At 57.7% G+C, this 21,469-nt stretch carries 21 protein-coding genes; 19 read left to right on the top strand and 2 right to left on the bottom strand.

Translation table 11 applies throughout. From position 1 onward, the window contains the following. Positions 1-25 precede the first annotated feature (25 nt). From prmB to HBM95_16085, 6 genes are read left to right on the top strand one after another with little or no spacing between them, the layout of a single operon-like run. Positions 26-958 (top strand): 50S ribosomal protein L3 N(5)-glutamine methyltransferase, encoded by a 933-nt coding sequence (gene prmB, locus HBM95_16110; GenBank protein ID NIH44453.1) that lies wholly within the window; start codon positions 26-28, stop codon positions 956-958. A 60-nt stretch (positions 959-1,018) separates the two neighbouring features. Beyond that, entirely contained in the window at positions 1,019-2,104 is a 1,086-nt protein-coding gene (gene aroC / locus HBM95_16105) for a chorismate synthase (protein NIH44452.1), read from the top strand. A gap of 2 nt (positions 2,105-2,106) precedes the next feature. After that, a complete protein-coding gene (gene mepA, locus HBM95_16100; protein NIH44451.1) occupies positions 2,107-2,931 on the top strand; it encodes a penicillin-insensitive murein endopeptidase in 825 nt (274 codons plus the stop codon). Next, positions 2,931-3,740: a TSUP family transporter gene (locus HBM95_16095; protein NIH44450.1), complete on the top strand. Its 810-nt coding sequence runs from the start codon at positions 2,931-2,933 to the stop codon at positions 3,738-3,740. Before mepA ends, HBM95_16095 begins: the two co-directional genes overlap by 1 nt. Continuing rightward, positions 3,740-4,285 (top strand): elongation factor P hydroxylase, encoded by a 546-nt coding sequence (locus HBM95_16090; protein NIH44449.1) that lies wholly within the window; start codon positions 3,740-3,742, stop codon positions 4,283-4,285. The genes HBM95_16095 and HBM95_16090 overlap by 1 nt, the downstream gene beginning before the upstream one ends. Positions 4,286-4,298: 13 nt before the next feature. Further along, positions 4,299-4,574: a YfcL family protein gene (locus HBM95_16085; GenBank protein NIH44448.1), complete on the top strand. Its 276-nt coding sequence runs from the start codon at positions 4,299-4,301 to the stop codon at positions 4,572-4,574. 65 nt (positions 4,575-4,639) lie between these two features. Here HBM95_16085 and mnmC read toward each other — a convergent pair whose 3' ends face one another. Further along, positions 4,640-6,637 (bottom strand): bifunctional tRNA (5-methylaminomethyl-2-thiouridine)(34)-methyltransferase MnmD/FAD-dependent 5-carboxymethylaminomethyl-2-thiouridine(34) oxidoreductase MnmC, encoded by a 1,998-nt coding sequence (gene mnmC / locus HBM95_16080; protein NIH44447.1) that lies wholly within the window; start codon positions 6,635-6,637, stop codon positions 4,640-4,642. Between the two features lie 158 nt (positions 6,638-6,795). Here mnmC and fabB point away from each other — a divergent pair, with 158 nt between their 5' ends. Together fabB and HBM95_16070 are read left to right on the top strand one after the other, a co-directional pair. Then, complete coding sequence (gene fabB, locus HBM95_16075) at positions 6,796-8,013, top strand: beta-ketoacyl-ACP synthase I (protein ID NIH44446.1); 1,218 nt, start codon at positions 6,796-6,798, stop codon at positions 8,011-8,013. A 68-nt stretch (positions 8,014-8,081) separates the two neighbouring features. Further along, on the top strand, positions 8,082-9,260 hold the full coding sequence (locus HBM95_16070; GenBank protein ID NIH44445.1) for an MFS transporter: 1,179 nt from the start codon (positions 8,082-8,084) through the stop codon (positions 9,258-9,260). 89 nt (positions 9,261-9,349) lie between these two features. On the opposite strand, the gene HBM95_16065 is transcribed toward HBM95_16070, so the two are convergent. Beyond that, entirely contained in the window at positions 9,350-10,354 is a 1,005-nt protein-coding gene (locus HBM95_16065) for a flagella biosynthesis regulator Flk (GenBank protein NIH44444.1), read from the bottom strand. A gap of 113 nt (positions 10,355-10,467) precedes the next feature. Here HBM95_16065 and pdxB point away from each other — a divergent pair, with 113 nt between their 5' ends. The 11 genes from pdxB (at position 10,468) to argT (ending at position 21,295) form a co-directional block, all read left to right on the top strand. After that, entirely contained in the window at positions 10,468-11,604 is a 1,137-nt protein-coding gene (pdxB, locus tag HBM95_16060; protein ID NIH44443.1) for a 4-phosphoerythronate dehydrogenase PdxB, read from the top strand. Between the two features lie 67 nt (positions 11,605-11,671). Beyond that, positions 11,672-12,685: an aspartate-semialdehyde dehydrogenase gene (locus HBM95_16055; protein NIH44442.1), complete on the top strand. Its 1,014-nt coding sequence runs from the start codon at positions 11,672-11,674 to the stop codon at positions 12,683-12,685. Next, entirely contained in the window at positions 12,685-13,497 is an 813-nt protein-coding gene (truA, locus tag HBM95_16050) for a tRNA pseudouridine(38-40) synthase TruA (protein NIH44441.1), read from the top strand. Before HBM95_16055 ends, truA begins: the two co-directional genes overlap by 1 nt. Positions 13,498-13,525: 28 nt before the next feature. Next, a complete protein-coding gene (locus HBM95_16045) occupies positions 13,526-14,185 on the top strand; it encodes a DedA family protein (protein NIH44440.1) in 660 nt (219 codons plus the stop codon). Between the two features lie 154 nt (positions 14,186-14,339). Then, positions 14,340-15,245 carry an acetyl-CoA carboxylase, carboxyltransferase subunit beta gene (gene accD / locus HBM95_16040; GenBank protein ID NIH44439.1) on the top strand — a complete coding sequence of 302 codons (906 nt, stop codon included), beginning with the start codon at positions 14,340-14,342 and terminating at the stop codon, positions 15,243-15,245. Positions 15,246-15,315: 70 nt separating this feature from the next. Next, the gene (gene folC / locus HBM95_16035) at positions 15,316-16,584 is read left to right on the top strand and encodes a bifunctional tetrahydrofolate synthase/dihydrofolate synthase (protein NIH44438.1); all 1,269 of its coding nucleotides are present in this window, start codon (positions 15,316-15,318) and stop codon (positions 16,582-16,584) included. Beyond that, positions 16,574-17,272 (top strand): cell division protein DedD, encoded by a 699-nt coding sequence (gene dedD, locus HBM95_16030; GenBank protein ID NIH44437.1) that lies wholly within the window; start codon positions 16,574-16,576, stop codon positions 17,270-17,272. Before folC ends, dedD begins: the two co-directional genes overlap by 11 nt. A gap of 252 nt (positions 17,273-17,524) precedes the next feature. Further along, the gene (gene cvpA, locus HBM95_16025) at positions 17,525-18,013 is read left to right on the top strand and encodes a colicin V production protein (GenBank protein NIH44436.1); all 489 of its coding nucleotides are present in this window, start codon (positions 17,525-17,527) and stop codon (positions 18,011-18,013) included. A gap of 33 nt (positions 18,014-18,046) precedes the next feature. Further along, positions 18,047-19,564, top strand: coding sequence for an amidophosphoribosyltransferase (gene purF / locus HBM95_16020; protein ID NIH44435.1), 1,518 nt, complete (start codon positions 18,047-18,049; stop codon positions 19,562-19,564). Between the two features lie 88 nt (positions 19,565-19,652). Beyond that, positions 19,653-20,222: a UbiX family flavin prenyltransferase gene (locus HBM95_16015; protein NIH44434.1), complete on the top strand. Its 570-nt coding sequence runs from the start codon at positions 19,653-19,655 to the stop codon at positions 20,220-20,222. 290 nt (positions 20,223-20,512) lie between these two features. Next, positions 20,513-21,295 (top strand): lysine/arginine/ornithine ABC transporter substrate-binding protein ArgT, encoded by a 783-nt coding sequence (gene argT, locus HBM95_16010; protein NIH44433.1) that lies wholly within the window; start codon positions 20,513-20,515, stop codon positions 21,293-21,295. Positions 21,296-21,469 lie beyond the last annotated feature (174 nt).

The raw sequence follows: 21,469 nt of genomic DNA, 5'->3' as shown, positions 1-21,469 counted from the left end.
ATGCGAGCATGCCCTGGAGGAAAGAGTGGATAAAATATTTGTCGATGAAGCAGTAAACGAGCTGCATACCATACAGGACATGTTGCGCTGGTCGGTTAGCCGCTTCAGCGCCGCTAATATCTGGTACGGTCACGGTACCGACAACCCGTGGGACGAGGCCGTTCAGCTGGTGCTGCCGTCTCTTTACCTGCCGCTGGACATTCCGGAAGACATGCACACCGCGCGCCTGACCTCCAGCGAAAAACACCGCATCGTTGAGCGCGTGATCCGCCGCGTAAACGAGCGCATTCCGGTCGCCTACCTGACCAACAAAGCCTGGTTCTGCGGCCACGAGTTTTACGTCGATGAACGCGTGCTGGTACCGCGTTCGCCGATTGGTGAGCTGATCAACAACCACTTTGACGGCCTGATCGGCCATCAGCCTCAGCACATTCTCGATATGTGCACCGGCAGCGGCTGCATCGCGATTGCCTGCGCCTACGCCTTCCCGGAAGCTGAAGTGGACGCCGTCGATATCTCTACCGACGCGCTGGCCGTGACCGAACACAACATCGAAGAGCACGGCCTGATCCATCACGTCACGCCGATCCGCTCTGACCTGTTCCGCGACCTGCCGACCCTGCAGTACGATCTGATCGTCACTAACCCGCCTTACGTCGATGCGGAAGACATGTCCGATCTGCCGAACGAATATCGTCACGAGCCGGAGCTGGGTCTGGCGTCAGGCTCTGACGGCCTGAAGCTGACCCGCCGCATTCTGGCCTGCGCGCCGGATTACCTGACCGATGACGGCGTTCTGATTTGTGAAGTGGGCAACAGCATGGTACATCTGATAGAGCAGTACCCGGATGTGCCGTTCACCTGGCTTGAGTTCGACAACGGCGGTGACGGCGTCTTTATGCTGACCAAAGCGCAGCTGCTCGACGCGCGCGAACACTTCAGCATTTATAAAGATTAATCCCGCGGGCTTCGGCCCGTTTCACAACGCTCAAACACAAACAACAACATCGGAGCCGTGATGGCAGGAAACAGTATTGGACAGTTATTCCGCGTGACCACCTTTGGCGAGTCGCACGGGCTGGCGCTGGGCTGTATCGTTGATGGCGTACCGCCAGGCATCGAACTGACCGAAGCCGATTTACAGCACGACCTTGACCGCCGTCGTCCGGGTACCTCCCGCTACACCACGCAGCGTCGCGAGCCGGACCAGGTCAAAATTCTCTCTGGCGTCTTTGAAGGCCGCACCACCGGGACCAGCATCGGTCTGCTGATTGAAAACACCGATCAGCGTTCTCAGGACTACGGCGCGATTAAAGACGTCTTCCGTCCGGGCCACGCCGACTACACCTACGAACAAAAGTACGGCATCCGCGACTATCGTGGTGGCGGACGCTCTTCCGCGCGTGAAACCGCGATGCGCGTGGCGGCAGGGGCGATTGCCAAGAAATACCTGCAGCAGAAATTTGGCATCGTTATCCGCGGCTGTCTGACCCAGATGGGTGACATTCCACTGGCGATCAAAGACTGGGATCAGGTCGAGCAGAATCCGTTCTTCTGCGCCGATGCGGACAAGCTTGAAGCGCTGGACGAACTGATGCGCGGCCTTAAAAAAGAGGGCGACTCCATCGGTGCGAAAGTCACCGTGATGGCTGACGGCGTTCCGGCGGGCTGGGGCGAGCCGGTATTTGACCGTCTCGACGCTGACATCGCCCACGCGCTGATGAGCATCAACGCGGTGAAGGGCGTTGAGATTGGCGACGGCTTCGACGTGGTGGCGCTTCGCGGCAGCCAGAACCGCGACGAAATCACGAAGGCGGGCTTCCAGAGCAACCATGCGGGCGGCATTCTGGGCGGGATCAGCAGCGGGCAGCAGATTATTGCCAACATCGCGCTGAAGCCGACCTCCAGCATCACCGTGCCGGGCCACACGATTAACCGCTCAGGCGAAGAAGTTGAGATGATCACCAAAGGACGTCACGATCCGTGCGTGGGGATCCGCGCGGTGCCGATCGCGGAAGCGATGCTGGCGATCGTGCTGATGGATCACTTCCTGCGCCAGCGCGCGCAAAATGCGGACGTGACGACCACCATTCCACGCTGGTAAACATGAAAAAAACCGCAATTGCTCTGCTGGCGCTGCTCGCCAGTGGAGCCAGTCTGGCCGCCACGCCGTGGCAAAAAATCACCCATCCGGTGGCGGGAAGCGCGCAGTCCATCGGCGCCTTCTCTAACGGCTGTATCGTGGGCGCGCAGGAGCTGCCGCTGCAATCGGATACGTATCAGGTGATGCGTACCGACCAGCGTCGTTACTTCGGCCATCCTGACCTGGTGCTGTTCATTCAGCGACTGGGGAACCAGGTGCATAACCTGGGGCTGGGGACGATGCTGATTGGCGACATGGGGATGCCTGCCGGGGGCCGCTTTAACGGTGGGCACGCCAGCCACCAGACCGGACTGGATGTCGATATCTTCCTGCAGCTGCCGAAAACGCGCTGGACGTCTGCGCAACTGCTGAAACCGCAGGCGCTGGATCTGGTGTCGGGCGACGGCAAACGGGTCGTTGCTTCCCGATGGTCACCGGAGATTTCCAGCATGATCAAGCTGGCGGCAGAAGATAACGACGTGACGCGGATTTTCGTCAACCCTGCCATCAAGCAGCAGCTCTGTCTGGATGCGGGAACCGACCGCGACTGGCTGCGCAAAGTGCGCCCGTGGTTCCAGCATCGTGCGCATATGCACGTTCGTCTGCGCTGCCCGGCGAACAGCCTGGAATGTGAAGATCAGCCCTTACCTCCGCCAGGCGATGGCTGTGGTGCGGAACTGCAAAGCTGGTTTGAGCCAGCAAAACCTGGAACCTCTAAGCCTGAGAAGAAGACACCGCCTCCGTTGCCGCCTTCCTGCCAGGCGCTACTGGATGAGCATGTACTTTAATGGATAATTTCGTCGATCTGTTTATGGTGTCACCGCTGCTGCTGGTGGTGCTGTTCTTCGTGGCCATGCTGGCCGGTTTTATCGATGCGCTCGCGGGCGGCGGCGGGCTGTTAACCGTGCCCGCGCTGCTGGCGGCGGGTATGAGCCCGGCACAGGCGCTTGCCACCAACAAGCTTCAGGCCTGCGGCGGCTCGCTCTCCGCGTCGCTCTATTTTATCCGCCGTAAGGTGGTGAGCCTGGCCGATCAGAAGCTCAATATCTTGATGACCTTTATCGGCTCCACGTCGGGCGCGCTGCTGGTGCAGCACGTGCAGTCCGATATTTTGCGCCAGATCCTGCCGGTTCTGGTTATCTGCATTGGCCTGTATTTCTTACTGATGCCGAAGCTCGGTGAAGAAGACAGGCAGCGTCGTCTGCACGGCCTGCCGTTTGCGCTGATTGCCGGTGGCTGCGTCGGTTTTTACGACGGTTTCTTTGGCCCGGGTGCCGGTTCATTTTACGCGCTGGCTTTCGTGACGCTGGCCGGGTTTAACCTCGCCAAATCTACCGCTCACGCCAAGGTGCTTAACGCGACCTCAAACGTCGGCGGCCTGCTGCTGTTTATCATCGGCGGCAAGGTTATCTGGGCAACCGGCTTTGTGATGATGGCAGGGCAGTTTTTGGGCGCGCGCGCGGGCTCGCGCCTGGTATTAAGCAAAGGGCAAAAGCTGATCCGCCCGATGATTGTTATCGTTTCGGCAGTGATGAGCGCCAAACTTCTTTATGACAGCCATGGACAGGAGATCCTCACCTGGTTGGGGATGCACTAATGAACAGTACGCATAAATACGAACAGCTGATTGAGATCTTTAACGGCTGTTTTGCTGATGATTTTAATACCCGTCTGATTAAAGGCGACGACGAACCGATCTATCTTCCTGCTGATGCAGAGGTTCCGTATAACCGCATCGTCTTTGCCCACGGCTTTTACGCCAGCGGCTTGCACGAGATTTCGCACTGGTGCATCGCGGGGAAAGCGCGTCGCGAGCTGGTGGACTTCGGTTACTGGTACTGCCCGGACGGGCGCGATGCTGCGACGCAGGGCCAGTTTGAAGATGTGGAAGTGAAGCCGCAGGCGCTGGAATGGCTGTTCTGCGTGGCGGCAGGCTTCCCGTTCAACGTGAGCTGTGACAATCTCGAAGGCGACTTCGAGCCAGACCGTATCGTCTTCCAGCGCCGCGTTCACGCGCAGGTGATGGAGTATCTTGAGAAAGGCATCCCGGAGCGTCCGGCACGCTTGATCGAGGCCTTACAGAATTATTACCACACGCCGGAGATCGGGGCGGAATGCTTCCCTTGGCCGGAAGATCTTTAACAGAGGAAAGAAGATGATCGCAGAATTTGAATCACGCATTCTGGCGTTAATTGATGACATGGTGGAACACGCCAGTGACGATGAGCTGTTCGCCAGCGGTTATCTGCGTGGTCACCTGACGCTCGCGGTAGCCGAGCTGGAAGCGGGTGACGATCACTCTGCCGACGCCGTTCACGCTGAAGTCACTCGCAGCCTGGAAAAAGCCATTCTCGCCGGGGAGCTCTCTCCGCGCGACCAGTCTCTGGTGCTGGGCATGTGGGACAATTTGTTCCAGCAGGCTAAACGCTAAGCCGCCGCCTGCTCTTCCCTCTCCCCTTTGGGGAGAGGGTCAGGGTGAGGGGATTCGACCGCACCCTACTTAACCTTCTTCCCCTTCAGCAGTTTCCGTACCCACAAGCGATTCGGATTCAGCCCCGCAAGCGTAACCCTGTCCAGCGGAATCGGCTCGTCGCTCATTTGCGCGGCTAACACTTCAGCCAGCAGCGGTGCGGAACATAGCCCGCGAGACCCTAATCCACCCAGCATATACAGCTCCGGATAAACCGGCGCGCTTACCGCTTTATCTCGGTTATCAGCAAGATCCTGATAGGCCTCAAGCGTAGCGTCGTAGTCCGGCACGTTTCCCGCCATCGGCAGATGATCGCGTGTGGCACAGCGCACGCCGCAGCGCGCTTCACCCTCGCTGACGTCAACCTCCTTCGCCCACGCTGCATCCGGGAAGCAGTCAATCAGGCGCTGACGGTTTTGCTGCTGATCCTCGTCGCTGTAGCGCATATCCGTTTCGCCACGATGATAGCTGGCGCCGATGCAGTGATGACCATTAGACGGATTTTGCGGCGTCAGATAGCCGTCATAGCACAGTACCTGACGAAGCTTGCTCAGTTCGGGCGCGGTCGGGATATGGCTCACCTGGCCGCCGACCGGATAGACCGGCAACGTCTCCGTCTGGATAAACTGGCTAATGTGGTGCCCGTTTGCCAGCACTACGCTGGCATGCTGTGCCTCTTTGCCATCAGCAAAACGCAGATTCCAGTGTTCTCTTCGGCTAAGCGATTCAACCTTATGAGCATAATGCACCATCATCCCGCGTGACTGCGCAAGGGTCATTGCCGCCGCGGTCAGTTCAGCCGGGCACAGCCAGCCGCCGAGCGGATACTGAATGCCGCCACAGCCGGTGACCACGCCAGCGGCGTCCCCCACCTCTTGCGCACTGACCGCGCGGGCAATCTCCTCCGGCAGACCCAGCGACAGCATCTGTGCGATTTTTTGCTGGCTCTTCTCATCCCAGCCGAGCTGCGTCACGCCGCACCAGTCATGGTCAAATGCTACCGGCAGCGCGTCGTACAGGCGACGGGCGAAGGTAAAGGCCGCGGGGAAAAACTGGAACAGGGCCGGGTCGTGCGCGCTTAAAAGCGGGTAGAGTGCCCCCTGGCGGTTACCGGACGCGCCGCTGGCCGGCGCCTCGTCAGCACAGTAGAGCGTCACCTGCCAGCCCCGGTGCAGCAGCGCGAGAGAGAGCAGGGCGCTGGCGATCCCTCCGCCAACGATCGCCACTTCGCGCGATGCGCTGGCGCTGCGCGCAAACCAGGGCGCCTGAGCGGGAATGTCCAGCGTCTGGTCCATCCTGCCGACCAGCATGTCGCGCTTGCGGCCAAAGCCTTTGGTCTTCTGCATGGTAAAGCCCGCTTCCTGCAGCCCGCGGCGGACAAAACCTGCCGAGGTGAAGGTGGCGAGCGTTGCGCCAGGACGCGCCAGCCGCGCCATCGCGCTAAACAGATGCTGGCCCCACATGTCCGGGTTCTTGGCGGGCGCAAAGCCGTCCAGGAACCACGCGTCCACCGTCTGATTCATCGAGTCGTCGAGCGTATCGGTCAGGTCGTTAATGTCGCCCAGCCATAAATCCAGCGTCACCCGTCCGCCGTCCAGAATCAGACGGTGGCAGCCGCCAATATGAGGTGGCCACTGCGCCTGAAGCTGCTCCGCCCAGGCTGCAAGCTCCGGCCAGCGCTGGTGGGCGAGCCGCAGATCGTGCGCGGTGAGCGGGAATTTTTCGAAACTGATGAAATGTAATCTTTGTAGCGTAGCCTCAGGGTGCGCAGCGTGAAACTGGTCAAACGCCTGCCAGAGGGTTAAAAAATTCAGCCCGGTGCCGAATCCGCTTTCCGCGACCACAAACAGGCTCCGTGGGTGCACCGGGAAGCGGGTGCTGAGCTGGTTTCCGTCGAGGAAAACATAGCGCGTTTCTTCGAGTCCGTTATCATTAGAAAAATAGACGTCATCAAAATCTCGGGAAACAGGTGTACCCTCAGCGTTAAATTCGAGGTTGGCGGGTTGTATAGCGTTTTGTTTCACGTAAGTTACTCGTCTGACAGGCAGTGGCACGATCTTAACGATGTGAGTCCATCGGTGCAAATTTCCGCAGAAAATGTCTGATCGGACTTGTTCGGCGTACAAGTGTACGCTATTGTGCGACTCGAAACTTTTTATAGTGCGACTTACAGAGGTATTGAATGAAACGTGCAGTGATTACTGGCCTGGGCATTGTTTCCAGCATCGGTAATAACCAGCAGGAAGTCCTGGCATCTCTGCGTGAAGGACGCTCCGGGATCACTTTCTCTGAAGAGTTTAAAGATTCAGGTATGCGTAGCCACGTATGGGGTAACGTCAAACTGGACACCACCGGTTTGATTGACCGTAAAGTGGTTCGTTTCATGAACGATGCCTCTATTTATGCTTATCTCTCCATGCAGGAAGCGATCAAAGATTCTGGCCTGAGTGAAGAGGTTTATCAGAACAACCCGCGCGTGGGCCTGATTGCTGGTTCCGGCGGCTCATCAAAAGCGCAGGTATTCGGTGCTGACGCTATGCGCAGCCCGCGTGGTCTGAAAGCGGTAGGTCCGTATGTGGTGACTAAAGCCATGGGTTCTGCGGTTTCCGCGTGCCTGGCGACCCCGTTCAAAATCCACGGTGTGAACTACTCCATCAGCTCCGCGTGTGCGACTTCCGCGCACTGTATCGGTAATGCTGTTGAGCAGATCCAACTGGGTAAACAGGACATCGTATTTGCCGGCGGTGGCGAAGAGCTGGGCTGGGAAATGGCCTGTGAGTTCGACGCGATGGGCGCACTGTCCACTAAGTACAACGAGACCCCAGACAAAGCCTCCCGTACCTATGACGCGCACCGTGACGGTTTCGTCATCGCGGGCGGCGGCGGTATGGTTGTGGTTGAAGAGCTGGAGCATGCCCTGGCGCGCGGCGCGCACATCTACGCTGAGATCGTGGGCTATGGAGCGACGTCCGACGGCGCCGACATGGTTGCTCCGTCCGGCGAAGGCGCGGTGCGCTGCATGAAGATGGCGATGCACGGCGTTGATACCCCAATCGACTACCTGAACTCCCACGGTACCTCTACTCCGGTAGGCGACGTGAAAGAGCTGGGCGCAATCCGTGAAGTGTTCGGCGACAACAGCCCGGCTATCTCTGCCACCAAAGCCATGACCGGTCACTCTCTGGGGGCGGCTGGCGTGCAGGAAGCGATCTACTCTCTGCTGATGCTGGAAAACGGCTTTATCGCTCCAAGCATCAACATCGAAGAGATGGACGAGCAGGCGGCTGGCCTGAACATCGTGACCAAACCAACGGAAGCGACGCTGACCACCGTGATGTCCAACAGCTTCGGCTTCGGCGGCACCAACGCCACGCTGGTTATGCGCAAGCTGAAAGCATAAGCGTTTGAATGTATAATAGAAGGGAGCCGGAAGGCTCCCTTTTTTTATGCCTGAACACGGAGTTATGCATGAAGGCTGTTACCCCCGAGAAGGGCACTCCTTCCGGGAACCTTTCTCTTTTCCGTATCGCCTTTGCGGTATTTCTGACCTATATGACCGTTGGCCTGCCGCTGCCGGTGATCCCGCTGTTCGTTCATCAGGAACTCGGCTATGGCAACACCATGGTCGGCATTGCCGTGGGCATTCAGTTTTTAGCCACGGTATTAACCCGCGGCTACGCAGGACGGCTGGCGGATCAGCACGGTGCAAAACGCTCGGCGTTGCAGGGGATGTTCGCCTGCGGGCTGGCGGGCGGCGCGTGGCTGCTGGCCGCTCTCCTGCCGGTCGATGCCGCGTATAAATTTGCGCTGCTGGTGGCGGGGCGCTTAATCCTTGGCTTCGGTGAAAGCCAACTGCTGACCGGCACACTGACCTGGGGCATGGGGCTGGTGGGGCCTGCGCGCTCCGGCAAAGTGATGTCCTGGAACGGGATGGCGATTTATGGCGCACTGGCTGCAGGCGCGCCGCTGGGTTTGCTGATCCACAGCCAGTTTGGTTTTGCGGTACTGGCAGCAACCACCATGGTATTACCGCTGCTGGCGTGGGTTTTTAACGGTTCGGTACGCAAGGTGCCCGCCCATAAAGGCGAACGTCCTTCGCTGTGGAGTGTGGTGGGGCAAATCTGGCAGCCAGGGCTCGGGCTGGCGCTTCAGGGAGTAGGCTTCGCGGTGATTGGTACCTTCGTTTCCCTCTATTTTATGAGCCGCGGCTGGGCGATGGCGGGCTTTACGCTGACTGCCTTTGGCGGCGCGTTTGTCCTGATGCGCGTCCTGTTCGGCTGGATGCCGGATCGCTTTGGCGGAGTGAAGGTGGCGGTGGCGTCGCTGGTGATTGAAACCATTGGGCTGGTGCTGCTCTGGCAGGCGCCGGTCGCCTCCGTTGCGCTGCTTGGTGCCGCGCTCACCGGCTGCGGCTGTTCGCTGATATTCCCGGCGCTGGGCGTTGAGGTGGTGAAGCGCGTGGCGCCGCAGGTACGCGGTACGGCGCTGGGCGGCTACGCGGCGTTTCAGGATATCTCATACGGGGTAACCGGGCCGCTGGCCGGGCTGTTAGCCACCTCGTTTGGCTACCCGTCCGTCTTCCTGGCCGGCGCGGTTTCTGCGGTGGTGGGGATCGTGGTGACGCTGATGGCGTTTCGCAGAAATTAACTATTGTCGCCGGGTGGCGGCTGCGCCTTACCCGGCCTACGGTTCGAGCCGTTGTAGGCCCGGTAAGCGTAGCGCCACCGGGCAAATCCTCAGGCAACCAGCCAGAAAATCGCCAGCGCAATCAATAACGCAATAAACATTAATCCCGGACGGGCAGAGAGCGTTCTGAACGTCTCCACAACGGGGGCAAACAGCGGGCTATAGATCGGCTGAACGTTTCTTACCTCCGGCACGCCGCCTTCCCGCTCGGCGCGGCGAACGAAGATTTGATTGAGCAGATCCTGCACCTGCGCGGTGGTCAGCACCGTTTGCGGCGTGGCCTGCCAGTTCTGCTGGGCGTAATCCCGAATCACCTCGAACTCGTGCGGCTCCAGCGGCTGTTTAAGCGCCGCCTGAACGGTATGCAGGGTTGGGGCACTCTGGGTGCTGAGCGTCTGGCGCGCCTGAAGCCAGGTCACCAGATGGGTAAACTGCCTGGCCGGTATCAGCTCACCCGCCTTCACGCCGGACAGTTCAAGCATGGATTGCCAGATAAGCTTCGTCGACTCGCCGGTAGCGGCAGCCAGTTTGGTTACCATCTGGTTCAGCGTATTGTGCTCGGCAGGCTGCAGCGGGCGCTCGGTTGACGGGCGCACCTGAGGCTGCGGAATAGACAACTGATTGTTCTGCAACAGCGTCAGCACGGTTTTAAGCTGGTCTGGCGTAAGCTGGCTCAGGGCGGTCTGGCCATACTGCTGACGGATAAAGTCACTGACAGCCTGACGATTATTTCCCTGGCCCAGCAGCTCGGTCAGCTGTGTGACAATCTGACGCGTGGTGTGGTTTTGCTGCGCGGTCGTAATACGCTGGTTGAGATTTTGCTCAGCGGCAGGGAAATGACGCGACTGCAGCGGTGCGTCGTTCCTCACGCCTAAGTCATGCTTTACCCCGGCCCAGACTTCCGCATTTTGTTGTGAAGTCAGCGCAATCAGGCGCGTGATCAGTCGCTCCAGCACGGTGCGCTGTTGCGTGGATAGCGGCTGTTCACCGGCAACGTTTGGCGTGACAGGGCCTTCACCCGGAGGGCGTGGCGGCGTACCTGAAATGGGCTGCATCGTCAAAAATCCTTAAAGTCAAAACTCAGCGTAAACCAGGTATACGTATATGCCTGGCGGCCAGATTATGGCACACTTGGCAGGTTTTCTTCCTCTCAAACAGGTACTCAGACGTGAAAATCCTCGTTGATGAAAATATGCCTTACGCCCGCGAGCTGTTTAGCCGCCTTGGCGACGTTAAGGCTGTCCCTGGTCGCCCAATCCCGGTCAACGAACTGGATGATGCAGACGCCCTGATGGTGCGCTCGGTGACCAAAGTAAATGAGACGTTGCTCTCCGGCAAAACGGTGAAATTTGTCGGGACCGCAACGGCGGGGACCGATCATGTGGATGACAAGTGGCTTAAGCAGGCGGGGATCGGCTTCTCTGCCGCGCCGGGCTGTAATGCTATTGCCGTTGTGGAATACGTTTTCTCCTCGCTGCTGATGCTGGCCGAGCGCGACGGTTTTGCGCTGAAAGACCGCACCGTGGGGATTGTCGGCGTGGGTAACGTCGGCGGGCGCCTGCAAAAGCGCCTTGAAGCGTTAGGGATCCGCACGCTGCTGTGCGATCCGCCGCGTAAAGACAACGGCGACGACGAGGATTTCCGCGCGCTGGATGAGCTGGTAGAGCAGTGCGATGTGCTGACGTTCCACACGCCGCTGTTTAAAGAGGGGCCGTATAAGTCCCTGCACCTGGCTGACGAGGCGCTGATTCGTCGCCTGAAGGCTGGCACAATTCTGATAAATGCCTGCCGTGGCCCGGTGGTGGATAATGCCGCGCTGCTGAAATGTCTGGATGAAGGGCAAGACCTCAGCGTGGTGCTGGACGTCTGGGAGCCGGAGCCGGATCTCAACGTTGAACTGCTGAATAAGGTTGACGTAGCCACTGCGCATATCGCGGGATATACGCTTGAAGGCAAAGCGCGCGGCACGACGCAGGTGTTTGAAGCCTATAGCGCCTTTATTGGTCATCCGCAGCAGGTAGCGCTGGATACCTTACTCCCCGCACCTGAATTTGGCCGCATTACGCTGCACGGTCCCCTCGATCAGGCAACGCTGAAAAGGCTGGTGCATTTAGTGTATGATGTGCGCCGCGATGACGCGCTGCTGCGTAAGGTGGCGGGGATCCCGGGTGAATTTGACAAGCTGCGCAAGAACTACGTTGAGCGCCGCGAGTGGTCTTCCCTGTATGTGATGTGCGACGACGCAACGGCTGCGGCGCTGCTCAAGAAACTGGGTTTTAACGCCGTTCATCACCCGGCGCATTAATGTCTTCTTAATGCTCCCTGTCGGATACGCCGACAGGGACGCTTTTTTATTTCTGGAGTAAACCACCATGTCTGAAGGCTGGAACATTGCCATTTTAGGTGCCACGGGTGCCGTGGGTGAAGCCCTGCTCGAAACCCTTGCTGAGCGTCAGTTCCCGGTGGGAGAAATTTATGCTCTGGCGCGTGCCGACAGCGCGGGCGAGCATCTGCGTTTTGGCGGTAAATCCGTCATGGTTCAGGACGCGGCAGAGTTTGACTGGACTCAGGCGCAGCTGGCGTTTTTTGCCGCGGGGGCTGAGGCGACGGCGTCTTACATCGAAGATGCGACCAATTCGGGCTGTCTGGCGATCGACCTGAGCGGTCTCTTCTCCCTGGAGCCGGACGTGCCGCTGGTGGTTCCGGACGTCAACCCGTTTGTGCTGGCTGACTACCGTAACCGCAATATCATCGCGGTCCCGAACAGTCTGACCAGCCAGCTGCTGACCGCGCTGAAGCCGCTGATTGACGATGGCGGCCTGTCGCGTATCACCGTGACCAGCCTGCTGTCCGCCTCGGCAAATGGCAAAAAGGCCGTCGACGCGCTGGCAGGGCAAAGCGCGAAGCTGCTGAACGGCATCCCGATTGACGAAGACGATTTCTTCGGTCGCCAGCTGGCATTCAACATGCTGCCGCTGCTGCCGGATCGTGAAGGTTCCGTGCGCGAAGAGCGCCGTCTCGTCGACGAAGCGCGCAAGATTCTGCAGGACGAGGGGCTGATGATTTCCGCCAGCGTCGTGCAGTCGCCGGTCTTCTACGGCCACGCGCAGATGGTCGGTTTTGAAGCGCTGCGCCCGCTCGCGGCAGAAGAAGCGCGCGATGCGTTTGGCCGCGGTGAAGACATTGTCCTTTCCGAAGAGAGCGAGTTCCCGACGCAGGTGGGCGACGCTACCGGCAGCGCGCATCTCTCCGTTGGCTGCGTGCGTAACGACTACGGTATGCCGGAGCAGGTTCAGTTCTGGTCCGTTGCGGACAACGTTCGCTTCGGCGGCGCGCTGATGGCGGTCAAGATCGCCGAGAAGCTGGTGCAGGAGTATCTGTACTGATGTCAGACGTGGAACAAAAGCCGGTTCATAAAATTGCCCTCGGTATTGAGTACGACGGCAGTAAATACTATGGCTGGCAGCGTCAGAATGAGGTACGCAGCGTCCAGGAAAAGCTGGAGAAAGCGCTCTCTCAGGTGGCAAACGAGCCGATAAACGTCCTGTGCGCGGGACGTACGGACGCGGGTGTTCACGGCACGGGGCAGGTGGTGCACTTTGAAACCACCGCCGTGCGTAAGGATGCTGCCTGGACGCTGGGTGTAAATGCGAATTTGCCTGGTGACATCGCGGTGCGTTGGGTGAAAGCTGTGCCGGATGATTTTCACGCGCGCTTCAGCGCGACGGCGCGTCGCTATCGTTATGTCATTTACAACCAGCGTCTGCGCCCGGCGGTGTTAAGCCAGGGCGTGACGCATTTTTATGAACCGCTCGATGCAGAACGCATGCATCGCGCGGCGCAGTGTCTGATTGGTGAAAATGACTTTACGTCGTTTCGTGCGGTGCAGTGTCAGTCCCGCACGCCGTGGCGTAACGTCATGCACATTAACGTCAGTCGTTTTGGCGCGTATGTGGTGGTGGATATCAAAGCCAATGCCTTTGTACATCATATGGTGCGGAATATTGTAGGCAGCCTGATGGAAGTGGGTGCCGGACACCAGCCGGAGAGCTGGATTGCAGACCTGCTGGCAGCGAAGGACAGAACGCTTGCGGCAGCCACGGCGAAAGCGGAAGGACTGTATCTGGTCTCGGTAGACTATCCGGATCGGTTTGACCTGCCAAAATCGCCAATGGGCCCGCTGTTTTTAGCGGACTAAACAAAGGTGCAATTAAGGCTTAGACAATATGGACGTAATACGTTTTCTGATTGATTTCATTCTGCATATTGATGTTCACCTGGCGGAGCTGGTGGCGCAGTACGGCGTCTGGGTTTACGCCATTCTGTTCCTCATTCTGTTCTGTGAAACCGGGCTGGTCGTTACGCCGTTCCTGCCTGGCGACTCGCTGCTGTTTGTAGCCGGCGCGTTATCGGCGTTGCCCACCAATGATTTGAACGTGCATCTGATGGTGGTATTGATGGTGATCGCCGCGATTGTCGGTGATGCGGTCAACTATACGATTGGCAGGGTGTTCGGTGAGCGATTGTTCAGCAATCCTGATTCGAAAATTTTCCGCCGCAGCTATTTAGACAAGACCCATGCCTTCTATGAACGTCATGGTGGAAAAACCATTATCCTTGCGCGTTTTGTGCCTATTGTGCGCACATTTGCACCGTTTGTGGCGGGAATGGGGCATATGTCCTATCGTCATTTTGCAATGTATAACGTCGCAGGCGCGCTGCTGTGGGTGCTACTGTTTACCTATGCAGGGTACCTGTTTGGCGATTTGCCGGTAGTTCAGGAAAACCTTAAGTTACTGATTGTAGCGATTATTGTGCTTTCCGTTCTGCCGGGCGTTATCGAAATCATTCGTCACAAACGTGCGGCGGCAAAACAAGCGAAGTAAATGCACACTGGCGGTTCGACCACTTTTTTATCCAAAGTTTCGGGCTGTTATGTTTTAATGTGCAACATTCATGGTCTGTTGGAGGCAAAAATGGCATTATTCGCCTCTTATAGCAAAACTGGCATACGACCAGGTTCAGGCAGAAAGGTTATCAATGAGCTGGATTGAACGAATTAAAAGCAACATTACCCCGACGCGCAAAGCGAGCATTCCTGAAGGGGTATGGACGAAGTGTGATAGCTGCGGCCAGGTTCTGTACCGTGCAGAGCTGGAACGCAATCTTGAGGTGTGTCCGAAGTGCGACCACCATATGCGTATGTCGGCGCGCAACCGCCTGCATAGCCTGCTGGACGAAGGTTCTCTGGTAGAACTGGGCAGTGAACTGGAGCCAAAAGATGTGCTCAAGTTCCGCGATTCCAAAAAATACAAAGATCGTCTGGCCTCTGCACAGAAAGAGACCGGCGAGAAAGACGCGCTGATCGTCATGAAAGGCACCCTGCATGAGATGCCGGTTGTTGCCGCTGCGTTTGAGTTCTCCTTTATGGGCGGCTCTATGGGCTCCGTGGTGGGCGCGCGCTTTGTGCGTGCCGTTGAGCAGGCGCTGGAAGACAACTGTCCGCTGATCTGCTTCTCTGCCTCTGGTGGTGCACGTATGCAGGAAGCGCTGATGTCCTTGATGCAGATGGCGAAAACCTCTGCAGCGCTGGCGAAAATGCAGGAGCGCGGTCTGCCGTACATCTCCGTGCTGACTGACCCAACCATGGGTGGCGTCTCTGCAAGCTTCGCGATGCTGGGCGACCTGAACATCGCTGAGCCAAAAGCACTGATCGGCTTTGCCGGTCCTCGCGTCATCGAGCAGACCGTTCGTGAAAAGCTGCCGCCTGGCTTCCAGCGCAGTGAGTTCCTCATTGAGAAAGGCGCTATCGACATGATCGTCCGCCGCCCTGAAATGCGCCTGAAACTGGCCAGCATTCTGGCGAAGCTGATGAATCTGCCAGCGCCGAACCCGGATGAGCCGCGCGAAGGCGTGGTGGTACCGGATCAGGAACCCGAGGCCTGATAACTGAAAAGGGCAGGGCCAGATGGCGCTGCCCTTTTGCTTTATAACCTGTTAATGACAACCGGGCATTATGGAAAATAAAAGCATTCTCCAAGCCACGTCGCCCCTGGCCGCGTGGCTTTCTTATCTGGAAAACCTGCACAGTAAAACCATCGATATGGGGCTTGATCGCGTAAGTCAGGTTGCCGCGCGTCTCGACGTGCTGAAACCGGCGCCTTTCGTGTTTACCGTAGCCGGCACTAACGGTAAAGGCACCACCTGCCGCACGCTGGAATCTGTCCTGATGGCGGCGGGTTACAAAGTTGGCGTCTACAGCTCCCCGCATCTGGTGCGTTACACCGAGCGCGTTCGCGTGCAAAACAGCGAGCTGGCGGAATCTGCCCATACGGCGTCGTTCGCGGCTATCGAAGCTGCGCGCGGGGAAACCTCATTAACCTATTTCGAATACGGTACCCTGTCGGCGCTGTGGCTGTTTAAACAGGCGCAACTGGACGTGGTAATTCTGGAAGTGGGTCTCGGTGGGCGTCTTGATGCCACCAATATGGTGGATGCCGATGTTGCGGTGGTCACCAGCATCGCGCTGGATCATACCGACTGGCTTGGCCCCGATCGCGAAAGTATCGGCCGTGAGAAGGCCGGTATTTTCCGCACGAATAAGCCTGCCGTGGTCGGCGAGCCGGACATGCCGCACACCATCGCTGATGTAGCAAATGAGAAGGGCGCACGGCTCCTGCGCCGCGGCGTTGACTGGCAGTATGAGGTACAGGACAACGGCTGGCGCTTCAGCGATGCGCAGGGCGCGCTGGATAACCTGCCGCTGCCGCAGGTACCACAGCCTAACGCGGCAACCGCGCTGGCGGCACTGCGCGCCAGCGGATTAGCTGTCAGCGAGCAGGCTATCCGCGACGGTATTCAGAGCGCAATTCTGCCGGGGCGTTTCCAGATCGTCAGCGAGTCACCGCGTCTGATCCTGGACGTGGCGCACAACCCGCATGCGGCGGCGTATCTCGCAGGACGTCTCAAATCGTTACCAAAAACCGGGCGCGTGCTGGCGGTTATCGGTATGCTTCATGATAAAGATATCGGCGGGACGCTGGCCTGCATGGAGAGTGTGGTCGATAGCTGGTATTGTGCTCCTCTGGAGGGGCCGCGCGGCGCGACCGCTGAGCAGCTGATGGAACATCTCGGCAAAGGCGCAATCTACAGTAGCGTGGCGCAGGCCTGGCATGCCGCGATGGCGGAGGCTAAACCAGAAGATACCGTGCTGGTGTGTGGCTCTTTCCACACGGTGGCACATGTCATGGAAGTGATGGACGCGGGGAGAACCGGTGGCGAGTAAGTTTCAGAACCGTTTAACAGGAACCATTGTGCTGGTCGCGCTCGGGGTAATTATTCTTCCCGGGCTGCTCGACGGGCAGAAAAAACATTATCAGGACGAGTTTGCAGCCATTCCGCTGGTGCCGAAGCCGGGCGACCGCGATGAGCCGGATATGCTGCCTGCGGCGACGCAGGCGCTGCCTGCTCAGCCGCCTGAAGGGGCGGCGGAAGAAGTCCGCGCGGGCGATGCCGCTGCACCGTCACTCGATCCGTCGCGTCTGGCGGCGAATAACAACATTGAGATCGATCCGGTACCGGTAGAGAAGCCTAAGCCTGTTGAAAAACCGAAGCCGGTAGAGAAACCGCAGCCGAAACCACAGCAACAGCCACAGCGGGATAAAGCGGCAGAGCAGCTGGCTGCCGCGTCTGAAACCCCACCGCCGGCGAAGCAAGACGCGGCCCCGACCGGCAAAGCCTACGTTGTGCAGCTGGGGGCGCTGAAAAACGCCGATAAAGTCAACGAGGTTGTCGGTAAACTGCGCAGCGCGGGATATCGCGTTTACACTTCACCTTCCACGCCGGTGCAGGGTAAAATTACCCGTATTCTCGTGGGGCCGGAAGCGTCGAAAGACAAGCTGAAGGGGTCGCTCGGCGAGCTGAAGCAGATCTCCGGGCTGAGCGGTGTGGTGATGAGCTACAGCGCGAACTGATAAGATCTATCCCTCACCCCGGCCCTCTCCCCAAAGGGGAGAGGGTGAAAGTCGCATTGAGCGCGTTTGTATCATACTGCATCGTACCGTCCCCTCTCCCCTTTGGGGAGAGGGTTAGGGTGAGGGGCGTTGAACATTTTTTCAGCGCCTTTTTTATTTACGCGCGGGAAGGAAATCCCTACGCAAACGTTTTCTTTTTCTGTTAGAATTCGCCCCGAACTGGATGACAGGGCGTTTAATCGTGGGACACATATGGTCTGGATTGATTACGCCATCATTGCGGTGATTGGTTTTTCCTGTCTGGTTAGCCTGATCCGTGGCTTTGTTCGTGAAGCGTTATCGCTGGTGACATGGGGCTGTGCTTTCTTTGTCGCCAGTCATTACTACACTTACCTGTCTGTCTGGTTCACGGGCTTTGAAGATGAACTGGTCCGAAATGGAATCGCCATCGCGGTGCTGTTTATTGCGACGCTGATTGTCGGCGCTATCGTAAATTATGTGATAGGTCAGCTGGTCGAGAAAACCGGTCTGTCAGGAACGGACAGGGTACTCGGGATCTGTTTCGGGGCGTTGCGAGGCGTGCTGATTGTGGCCGCGATCCTGTTCTTCCTGGATACCTTCACCGGGTTCTCCAAAAGTGAAGACTGGCAGAAATCGCAGCTCATTCCGGAGTTCAGCTTCATCATCAGATGGTTCTTTGACTATCTGCAAAGCTCGTCGAGTTTTTTGCCCAGGGCATAAACCCTGAGATGTGGCTTAACGAGGAAAAGACGAATGTGCGGTATTGTCGGTATCGCCGGTTTCATGCCGGTAAACCAGTCGATTTATGACGCGTTAACGGTGCTTCAGCACCGTGGGCAGGATGCTGCGGGTATCATCACCATTGATGCAAACAACTGCTTCCGTTTACGTAAGGCGAATGGCCTGGTAAACGATGTGTTTGAAGCCCGCCATATGCAGCGTCTGCAAGGTAATATGGGGATCGGTCACGTTCGTTATCCTACTGCTGGCAGTTCCAGCGCCTCTGAGGCACAGCCTTTCTACGTCAACTCACCGTATGGCATCACGCTTGCCCATAACGGCAACCTGACCAACGCCCATGAGCTGCGTAAGAAGCTGTTCGAAGAGAAACGTCGCCACATTAACACCACCTCTGATTCAGAAATCCTGCTCAATGTGTTCGCCAGCGAGCTGGATAACTTCCGTCATTACCCGCTGGAAGCAGACAATATCTTCGCTGCCATTGCTGCGACCAACCGCCAGATCCGCGGTGCGTACGCCTGCGTGGCGATGATCATCGGTCACGGTATGGTTGCCTTCCGCGATCCAAACGGCATTCGTCCGCTGGTGCTGGGTAAGCGCGACCTTGGCGATGGCCGTACCGAATATATGGTTGCCTCTGAGAGCGTGGCGCTGGATACCCTGGGCTTCGAATTCCTGCGCGACGTTGCGCCGGGCGAAGCGGTCTATATCACTGAGAAGGGCCAGCTGTTTACCCGCCAGTGTGCTGACAACCCGGTCAGCAACCCGTGCCTGTTTGAATACGTCTACTTCGCCCGTCCGGATTCGTTCATCGACAAAATCTCCGTATACAGTGCGCGCGTGAACATGGGCACGAAGCTCGGCGAGAAGATTGCCCGCGAGTGGGACGATCTCGACATCGACGTGGTTATTCCTATCCCGGAAACCTCCTGCGATATCGCCCTGGAAATTGCCCGTATTCTGGAAAAGCCATACCGTCAGGGCTTCGTGAAGAACCGCTACGTTGGCCGCACCTTTATCATGCCGGGCCAGCATCTGCGCCGTAAGTCCGTGCGCCGTAAGCTGAACGCCAACCGCGCGGAATTCCGCGACAAGAACGTTCTGCTGGTGGATGACTCCATCGTTCGCGGCACCACCTCTGAGCAGATTATCGAGATGGCGCGCGAAGCGGGTGCGAAGAAAGTCTACCTGGCATCTGCCGCGCCGGAAATTCGCTTCCCGAACGTGTACGGCATCGATATGCCAACTGCCAACGAGCTGATTGCTCACGGTCGCGAAGTGGACGAAATTCGCCAGATCATCGGTGCCGACGGCCTGATTTTCCAGGATCTGAACGATCTCATCGACGCGGTGCGCGCCGAGAACCCGGAAATTCAGCAGTTCGAATGCTCCGTGTTTAACGGCGTCTACGTGACGAAAGACGTTGACCAGCAGTACCTTGACTATCTTGATTCGCTGCGCAATGACGATGCGAAAGCCGTTCAGCTGCAAAACGATCTCGAAAGCTTAGAGATGCACAACGAAGGTTGATCTCTTCGCAGGTGAGGGCGCGTGCCCTCACTTGCAACTCCCCGCAAAATCCTGCACAGTCAGCCCAGAAATCAGCAAGGGCGAAATCATGAAACGACTCATTATTGGCATCAGCGGTGCCAGCGGCGCGATTTACGGCGTACGCCTGCTACAGGTTTTGCGTAACGTGGCAGAAGTGGAAACGCATCTGGTGATGAGCCAGGCGGCGCGACAAACCCTCTCCCTTGAAACGGATCTTTCCCTGCGCGATGTCCAGGCACTGGCAGACGTGGTTCACGATGCCCGCGATATCGCCGCCAGCATCTCCTCAGGCTCGTTTAAAACCGCCGGCATGGTTATCCTGCCCTGCTCAATTAAAACGCTCTCCGGGATTGTGAACAGCTATACCGACACCCTGGTGACGCGCGCGGCGGACGTGGTGCTGAAGGAGCGTCGCCCGTTGGTGCTCTGCGTGCGGGAAACGCCGCTGCATCTGGGCCATCTGCGCTTAATGACTCAGGCCGCCGAGCTGGGCGCGGTGATCATGCCGCCGGTACCGGCGTTCTATCACCGACCACAGTCGCTGGACGATGTGATTAATCAGACCATCAATCGCGTGCTGGATCAGTTTGACATCGACCTGCCCGAAGATCTCTTCACCCGCTGGCAGGGAGCCTGATTCTGTGCACAAATGCTGTGCATGAAAAGAGACGTTGCCCTGTTTCAGGGCAATTATGCAACGGCGATCATATCCTCGACATTTAATTCGCTTTTTCCCTTTTTCTCTTTCCGGTTCGTTCGGCAGACCTGCTATCTTTCACCATTAAGGCAATATCGCAACGTTTTATTAACATATTTAACGTCGAAGTTTTGACCAGACGGCAATGTGGCATAAGACCTGCAAGAGAAGCCTGCAACACAACACACAACACAATACATAATAAAATCACGGTACTTGAGGGTAAATGTATGAAGAAGACGGTTCTGGCTCTGTCTTTGCTGGTGGGGTTAAGTGCAGCAGCAGGTAGCTACGCAGCGCTTCCACAGACGGTTCGTATCGGTACAGACGCAACCTACGCGCCATTCTCTTCCAAGGATGCGAAGGGCGATTTCGTGGGGTTTGACATCGATCTGGGAAATGAAATGTGCAAACGTATGGAAGTGAAATGCACATGGGTGGGCAGCGACTTCGACGCGTTAATCCCGTCGCTGAAGGCAAAGAAAATCGACGCCATTATCTCTTCTCTCTCCATCACCGAAAAGCGTCAGCAGGAGATCGCGTTCTCTGACAAGCTCTACGCTGCGGATTCGCGTCTGATTGCCGCGAAAGGTTCCCCGATTCAACCGACCATCGACTCGCTGAAAGGCAAGCACGTTGGCGTACTCCAGGGCTCGACCCAGGAAGGTTACGCCAATGCCAACTGGCGCGAGAAGGGCGTCGACGTGGTGGCTTACCAGAACCAGGATCTGATCTACTCTGACCTGGCGGCGGGCCGTCTGGATGCCGCGTTCCAGGATGAAGTCGCCGCGAGCGAAGGGTTCCTGAAGCAGTCGGCAGGTAAAGACTACGCCTTTGCGGGCCCGTCCGTGAAAGACAAAAAATACTTTGGTGACGGCACCGGCATTGGCCTGCGCAAGGACGATAAAGAGCTTAAAGCCGCCTTTGACAAAGCGTTTGCCGAGCTGCGCAAAGACGGTACCTACGACAAACTGGCGAAGAAATACTTCGACTTCAACGTCTACGGTGACTAACGCATCACGGTGATGCACTGATGTGGTGCATCACGGGTGAGGATGATTCAATATGGTGCAGTCTGTGCACCATATTGGGTCGCTGTGTGCATACTTAAGCATTTATAATGCAAAAAATCCCGCCAGAAAGGCATTATTCTTTGCCTGACAGCAGGGATTAATGGCACATTAACC

The organism is Enterobacter asburiae (assembly GCA_011754535.1).
Classification (GTDB): Bacteria; Pseudomonadota; Gammaproteobacteria; order Enterobacterales; family Enterobacteriaceae; genus Enterobacter; species Enterobacter cloacae_N.
Note: the sequence above shows the minus strand (reverse complement) of the source record. Positions and strands in the feature narration are given on the sequence as shown.